We start from the raw sequence: 7,061 nt of genomic DNA on the forward strand, positions 1-7,061 counted from the left end.
AGGGCCTCTTGGTGTTCAGGCTGCGCGCCGGTTTTTAAGCCGCCGCTCAAGCAGGGCCAGGCTCAGGTCAACGATGACGGAGAGCAGGCAGACCGTCAGCGCGCCGGTCCAGATCTTGGCCGGGTGGTCGCTCGCGATGCCGTTGAAGATCAGCGTGCCCAGCCCGCCCGCATTCACGTAGGCGGCCACCACCGTCACGCTGATCACGGTCACGGCCGAGACGCGCAGGCCGGCCACGATCAGCGGCAGGGCCAGCGGCAGCTCTATGCGCCGCATGATCTGCGCCTTGTTCATGCCCATGCCGCGCGCCGCGTCGATGATGTCGGCCGGCACCTCGCGTATGCCGGTGGCCACGCTGCGGATCAAGATCATCAGCGAAAAGGCCACCATGGTGATGATGGCGTTGGCGCGGCCGAGGCCCACCACGGGAATCAGGAAGGCCAGGAAGGCCAGCGTCGGAATCGTGTACAAAAGGCCTGAGACCGTCATCACCGTGCCGTAGAGCTTTTCACGCCGCGCGGCCACGATCCCGATCACCAGCGAGATGGCGAAAGCGATGGCCAGGGCCGTCAGCGAGATCGCCACGTGCTCCCACAGCGCGTGCAGCACATCGGGCCAGTTGCGAAGGAGCCAGTTCATGCGCCCACTGCCTTGGCGCTCTCGGGGCCGAACACGCCCGCGGCGACGGCGCTCTGGATGCGGTCTATGTCCGGGCCCAGCGGGCGGTCTTGGTCCAGCATGGGAACCAGCTTGCGCACCTGTTCAAAGCTGCGCCGCGTGCCTTCGCCCATCTGGCCGGGCTTGAGTTCGCGCAGATCCACCGACTGGGCCGCGACCAGCAGCTCGATGGCGATCAGGTAGCGCAGGCGCTCCACCAGTTCACCGAGTTTTTCGGCCACGCCCAGCGCCATGCAGGCATGGTCTTCCAGCGCTTCGGACACCGGCAGGTAATCGAGCGAGCCGGGGTTGGCGCGCAGCCGCACCTCGGCCCAGAGCGCGGTCAGGGTTTTTTGCACCGTCGCAAAACCCGAATGGGCCGGGCCGTGGCGCGTGAGCTGCAAGGGCAGGCCGGTCAGCCCCGGCGACATAAAACGCTGGCTGCGCGACACCGACATGCTGGCCGCTTGTGCCAGCGCGATCGCCGAGGCGTCCAGCGCCAATGCCAGGGCCGGCACGTGGAAGTTGCCGTTGGAAAGCATCACGCCCTGTTCGGTGAGCACCAGGGGGCTGTCGGCCGCGCTGTTGAGTTCGATCTCGACCTGCGCGCAGGCCGCGTCCACCATGTCGCGCGCGGCGCCATGCACCTGCGGCACCACGCGCAGGGACACCGGGTCCTGCACGCGGCGCGCGGCATCCGGCTCCAGCAGCGCGCTGCCCTTGAGAAGCTCGCGCAGCCGGCGCGCCACTTCCACCTGGCCGGCGGCGGGGCGGGCCGCCACCGCAGCGGGGTGCAGCGGCGACAGGTTGGCCCGGAAACCTTCATAACCGAGCGCCACGGCGGCCAGCCAGGCGTCCAGCGCCACCTGGGCCTCATGCAGCACGATCGCAGCCCGTGCGGTGGTCGCCGCGTTGGAGCTGATCAGCGCCAAGCCGTCCTTGGCGCCCAGGCTCACGGGCTGCAGGCCCGCGCGTTCCAGCGCGGCGGCGCCATCCACTACTTCACCGCGCACCTCGGCCTGGCCCTCGCCGAACAGCGGCAAGGCCAGGTGCGAAAGCTGGGGAAGGTCGGCCACGCCTATGGAGCCGAAGCGCGGCACCACCGGATGCACCTGGAAATTCAGCAGGTTGATGCAGGCGTCCAGCACCGCCGGCGAGACACCCGAGCCGCCGCGCGACAGGCCGGCGATGCGCGCGAACTGCATGGCGCGCACGGACGTTTTGTCATAGGCCGGACCCACGGCCACGGCCCGGGCGCGCACGGCGCGGCGCTGGTAATCCTCAAGGTCGCCTTCGGCCAGCACGGCACCGGTATTGGCGCCCAGTGCGGAATTGAGGCCGTAGATCGCCTGGCCCGAGGTGGCCAGGCGCATCACCAGCTCACGCGCCGCAACCACACGTTCGCGCGCCCGGGGCGCCAGCGAAACGGGCTCGCCGCTGCGCGCCACGCGGACCAGGTCGTTGATGCCCAGCCATTGTTCCCCGACCGCTACTGTCATGGCGTACGAACTTTCACGGTGATGCTGCGGGGAGTGTGAAAGAAAGAAGGCTTACTTGACCAGTCCCTTGGACTTCAGGAAGTCGCGGGCCACGTCCTTGGGCTCGAGCTTGTCGCCGTCAACCTGGTAGTTCATCTGGGCCATGGAAGCCTCGTCGAGCAGGGCGCTCACGCGGTTCAGCACTTCACCGATCTTGGGGTTGGCATCCAGCACTTCCTTGCGGATCACCGGCACCACAAAATACGGCGGCCACAGGCTCTTGTCGTCGCGCAGGCGCTTGAGCTTCATCGCGCTGATCATGCCGTCGGTGGAGTAGCCGTTGACGACCTGGATCTGGTCGTTCTTGAGCGCCTGGTAGCGCAGGCCTATGGCCATCTGCAGGTCTTCGCCGAAGACCATTTCGTACTTGGCCTTCAGGCCCGGCAGGCCGTCCTTGCGGTCGCGGAACTCGGGGCCGGCGCCAACCTTCAGGTCCTTGGCGGCCTTGGCCAGGTCGGACAGGGTTTCCAGCTTGAGCTTTTGCGCGGTGTCGGCGCGTACCACCATCACATAGCTGTTGTTCAGGTTGGACTGGTTGAGCAGCACAAAGCCCATCTTGGCGTAGGCGTCCTTGACCTTGTCGTACACGGCCTTGGCGTCCGTCATGGGTTCCTGTTTGAGCACCGCCAGCAGCATGGTGCCGGTGTACTCAGGGTAGAAGTCGATCTGCTTTTCTTCCATCGCCTTCTGGGCGATCAGCGTGCCACCCAGGTTGAGTTTTTTCTCGGTCTTGATGCCCGCGGCGTCCAGCGCCTGCGCGTAGATTTCGGCGAGCACGAACTGCTCGGTGAAGTTTTTGGAGCCGACGCGCACGGCCTGCTGGGCGTGGGAGGCGAGCGGTGCGAAGGCGGCCAGCGCGAATGCGGACAGGGCCAAAAGTTTGCTGATCTTCATGGTGATCTCCGGAGGGGTTGCGGCGAAACTGAAACAAGGAATCTTCTGGCCTGTTGCATGCACATCCCGTGCCTGAAAAGCACGCCATCTTGGTGCCTTCCATGCCTCAACTTGTATATACAACCTAATAATAGTAGCATATGGAAATAGTGCGTGCAAGACGGAAAATCACCGGGTGATAGCCGTTTCCCGCATAAGCCAGACAACAGCCGGAAGCCTTGCCGCCGGCATTTTTTTGCCCCATTCCCGGTCTCAGCCCCGGCTCTATCCCCAGTGTCTTTTCTTCCTTCCGTTTCCCTTCTGAAAGCCAGCGTGCCTGGCGCCATGGTGTGTGTGGTCATCGCGCTGGCGGCGACCTTTCTGTCCGAGCACTACGGCGGGCCCCAGCTGCTGTATGCGCTGCTGATAGGCCTGGCCTTCCACTTCCTCAACAGCAATCCCAAGGTCAAGACCGGCGTGGATTTTTGCGGTCGCACCCTGCTGCGCGTGGGCGTGGCCCTGCTGGGCGCGCGCATCACGCTGACGCAGGTGGCCAAGCTGGGCGTGGGGACGGCGCTGGTCATCGTGGCGGCGGTGGTGCTGACCATCGGCTTCGGCCTGCTGCTGGCGAAATGGCTGAAGCGCCCGCGCGAGCAGGGCGTGCTTTCGGGCGGCGCGGTCGCCATCTGCGGTGCCTCCGCCGCGCTGGCGATTTCCTCGGTGCTGCCGCAGACCAAGGAGAACGAGCGTTTCACGCTGCTGGCCGTGGTCGGTGTCACGGTGCTCTCCACGCTGAGCATGATTCTTTACCCCTTTGCCTTGAAGCTCATAGGCCTGGCGCCCGCGCAGGGCGGCATCTTTCTGGGCGGCACCATCCACGACGTGGCGCAGGTGGTGGCGGCCGGCATGATGCTGGGCCCCGAGGTCGGCGACACGGCCACCGTGGTCAAGCTGTTCCGTGTGATGCTGCTGATGCCCATCGTGCTGCTGATCGCCATCAGCTACCGCAAGCATCCCGACGCCAAGGCGGTGGACGAGGAAGTGCCGCTGGTGCCCGGCTTCCTGCTGGCCTTTATCGTGCTGGTGCTGCTGGCCACCATAGGCGCTTTCACGCCGGCCATGACCCAGGCCGCCAGCGACGCCTCGCGCTGGCTGCTGGTCACCGCCATCGCGGCGGCCGGCATCAAGACCAGTTTTGAAGACCTCATGAAGCTGGGCTGGCAGCCCGTGGCCATGCTGGTGGGCGAGACAATCTTTATCGCCGCGCTGGTGCTGGGCGCGGTGATGGCGCTGCGGCTAGGCTTGTAGGCCTGCGCCTCAGGCGGCCGGAGCCTGCAGCCCCGCCGCGCGGTGCACTTCCACGCGGATTTCTTCAGTGAGCCGTGCCTTGAGCTCCGTGAACACCGGTGTGGTCTTGACCGAGTAATGGCGCGGGTGCGCCAGCGGCACGGCGATGTCGCACTTGATGCGGCCCGGCCGCGCGCTCATCACCACCACACGGCTGCCCATAAAGATGGCTTCGTCGATGTCGTGCGTCACAAACAGCACGTTTTTTTGCTCGGCCTCCCAGATGCCCTGCAGCAGCTCCTGCATCAGCTCGCGCGTCTGGTGGTCCAGCGCGCCGAAGGGCTCGTCCATCAGCAGGATGCGCGGGTTGTTGGCCAGGGCCCGCGCCAGCGCGGTACGCTGCTGCATGCCGCCTGAGAGCTGCTTGGGGAAGTGGTTTTCAAAACCCTGCAGGCCCACCTTTTTGATGAACTGGTGGGCGATGTCCAGCTGCGCGTCCAGCGCCATGCCTTTTTCGCGCAGGCCGAAGCAGACGTTTTGCAGGATGCTGAGCCAGGGGAACAGCGTGTAGCTCTGGAACACCATGCCGCGGTCGGCGCCCGGGCCGGCGATGGGCTTGCCGTCCAGCACAATGCTGCCGCTGGTGGGCGTGTCCAGCCCGGCCACCATGCGCAACAGGGTGGACTTGCCGCAGCCCGAGGGGCCGAGGATGGTGATGAAGTCGTTTTCCGCAACGTTCAAATCGGTGGCCTGCAAAGCCACCGTGCCTGGGCCCTTGTTGGCGGCGAAGGTTTTGGACAGCTGGGTGACGGTCAGGATCGGGGTGGAAGAGGAAGTCATCGGCCTAACTGAGCCCAGGGAAAAAGTTTTCGGTTCAGCGCTTTAAATGCCAGGTCGGTGACCAGCCCAAACACACCAATCACGATGATGCCGAAGATGATCTGGTCGGTCGCCAGCAGCGCCTGGCTGTCGGTGATCATGTGGCCTATACCGCTGGACGCGCCTATCAGCTCCGCGACGATCACATAGGTCCAGGCCCAGCCCAGCACCATGCGCAGGGTCTCGGCGATTTCGGGCGCGGCGCTGGGCAGCAGCACGCGCACCACGATGCCGCGGTCGGCCGCGCCCAGGGTGTAAGCCGCCTCCACCAGGTCGCGCCGGGTGTTGCCCACACTCACGGCAATCATCAGCACCAGCTGGAAAAAGGAGCCGATAAAAATCACCGAGAGTTTTTGCGCTTCGCCAATGCCGGCCCAGAGGATCAGCAGCGGAATGAAGGCCGATGCCGGCAGGTAGCGCGCGAAGCTCACAAAGGGCTCAAAGAAAGCCTCAACCGGTTTGTAGGCGCCCATCATCACGCCCAGCGGCACGGCCAGCAAGGCGGCAATCGCAAAACCGCCCAGCACCCGCCAGACCGTCATGCCGATGTCCTTGATGAAACCCTGGTTCACCAACAGGTCGTAGCCCGACCTCACCATGGTGATGGGGTCGGCCAGAAAGGTCTTGGAGACATAGCCGCCCAGCGTGAAGACGGCCCACACGACAAAGAACAGAACGAAGAAGCTGACACCCAGCGCGATGCGCGCGCCGGGCGAGACGGGTTGCAGGGGCCGCATGCGTTTTCTGGCTTATTTCAAGAAACGGGTGTCGGCCAGCTTGGTCATATCGGGCAGCGACTTGATGATGCCCGCTTCCAGCAACAGATCGGCGGCTTCCTTGCTGAAGGCGGCGTGTTCGCCGGCAAAGAATTTCTGGTTGGCGGCGCGGTCCTGCCAGCGCAGGTATTTGGACGACGCCTCAAAGGCTTCGCCGCTCTGCTTCACGTCGGCGCCCATGATCTCGAAGCTTTTCTTGGGCTCTTTCTGGATCATCTCGACGGCGTCGAAATAGCTGTCGGCCAGGGCCTTGGCGGCCTTGGGGTTTTCAGCCAGGAACTTGGGCGTGCAGCCGAAGGTGTCCATCACCATGGGGTAGTCCAGCGTGGTGGCGAGTATCTTGCCGGCCTCCGGTTTGGCGCGCACCGCGCCCAGGTAGGGCTCGTAAGTCATCGCGGCGTCTATGCCGTCGGTGCCCGCGATCATGGCATTGGCCGCGGCCTGCGGTTCGAGGTTGACGACCTTCACGTCCTTGGTGCTCATGCCGTTCTTTTTCAGCATCCAGGCCAGGGCGAAGTAAGGCGAGGTGCCGGGTGCGCTGGCGGCCACGGTCTTGCCCTTGAGGTCGGTGATCTTGGTGATGGCGGGTTTCACCACCATGCCGTCGGCGCCGTAGCTTTTGTCGAGCTGGAAGATCTGCGTGGTGGCCACGCCGTTGGCGTTCCACACCACCCAGGTTTCCACCGTGGTCGCGGCGCACTGCACGTCACCCGAGGCTATCGCGAGGTGGCGGTCTTTTTGCGGGATCTTCTTGATGGACACGTCCAGCCCGTTTTTCTTGAAGATGCCGGCTTCCTTGGCCAGGGTCAGCGGGGCAAAACCCGTCCAACCCGAAATGCCGACGGCGACCTTGGTCTCCTGCGCGCGGGCGGCGCCCATGGTGAGAGCTGCCACGCCGGCCAGCATCGAAAGGACGAGTTGTTTCTTCATGAAGGTGCTCCAGTGAGTTAACGGATGAATCGCAGAACCTGTTTACGGCCTAAACGGGGCCGCGTTGGGGTGCAATCGGGATGAGTGGGCCGACCGGGCACGCCGCATGGGCTAATGCCCA

7 protein-coding genes are annotated in these 7,061 nt (G+C 64.8%); 1 reads left to right on the forward strand and 6 read right to left on the reverse strand.

Features of this window, described 5'->3' with window-relative positions:
• Window positions 1-15 precede the first annotated feature (15 nt).
• From PMI15_RS05755 to PMI15_RS05765, 3 genes are read right to left on the reverse strand one after another with little or no spacing between them, the layout of a single operon-like run.
• Window positions 16-639: an ABC transporter permease gene (locus PMI15_RS05755; protein ID WP_007865037.1), complete on the reverse strand. Its 624-nt coding sequence runs from the start codon at window positions 637-639 to the stop codon at window positions 16-18.
• Window positions 636-2,156: a histidine ammonia-lyase gene (hutH, locus tag PMI15_RS05760; RefSeq protein WP_007865038.1), complete on the reverse strand. Its 1,521-nt coding sequence runs from the start codon at window positions 2,154-2,156 to the stop codon at window positions 636-638. The genes PMI15_RS05755 and hutH overlap by 4 nt, the downstream gene beginning before the upstream one ends.
• Before the next feature lie 51 nt (window positions 2,157-2,207).
• On the reverse strand, window positions 2,208-3,089 hold the full coding sequence (locus tag PMI15_RS05765; protein ID WP_007865040.1) for a glycine betaine ABC transporter substrate-binding protein: 882 nt from the start codon (window positions 3,087-3,089) through the stop codon (window positions 2,208-2,210).
• A 324-nt stretch (window positions 3,090-3,413) separates the two neighbouring features.
• Between PMI15_RS05765 and PMI15_RS05770 the strand changes: the two genes are divergently transcribed.
• Window positions 3,414-4,376, forward strand: coding sequence for a YeiH family protein (locus PMI15_RS05770; protein ID WP_007865043.1), 963 nt, complete (start codon window positions 3,414-3,416; stop codon window positions 4,374-4,376).
• A gap of 9 nt (window positions 4,377-4,385) precedes the next feature.
• Here the strand turns inward: PMI15_RS05770 and PMI15_RS05775 are convergent, their stop codons facing one another.
• Genes PMI15_RS05775 through PMI15_RS05785 form a run of 3 tightly spaced genes read right to left on the reverse strand, consistent with a single transcriptional unit; the run spans window position 4,386 to window position 6,940 of the window.
• Window positions 4,386-5,195: an ABC transporter ATP-binding protein gene (locus PMI15_RS05775; RefSeq protein ID WP_007865045.1), complete on the reverse strand. Its 810-nt coding sequence runs from the start codon at window positions 5,193-5,195 to the stop codon at window positions 4,386-4,388.
• Entirely contained in the window at window positions 5,192-5,971 is a 780-nt protein-coding gene (locus PMI15_RS05780) for an ABC transporter permease (protein ID WP_007865047.1), read from the reverse strand. The genes PMI15_RS05775 and PMI15_RS05780 overlap by 4 nt, the downstream gene beginning before the upstream one ends.
• Window positions 5,972-5,983: 12 nt before the next feature.
• Complete coding sequence (locus PMI15_RS05785; protein ID WP_007865053.1) at window positions 5,984-6,940, reverse strand: ABC transporter substrate-binding protein; 957 nt, start codon at window positions 6,938-6,940, stop codon at window positions 5,984-5,986.
• Window positions 6,941-7,061: the final 121 nt, after the last annotated feature.

It is taken from the genome of Polaromonas sp. CF318 (genome assembly GCF_000282655.1).
Taxonomy (GTDB): domain Bacteria; phylum Pseudomonadota; class Gammaproteobacteria; order Burkholderiales; family Burkholderiaceae_C; genus Polaromonas.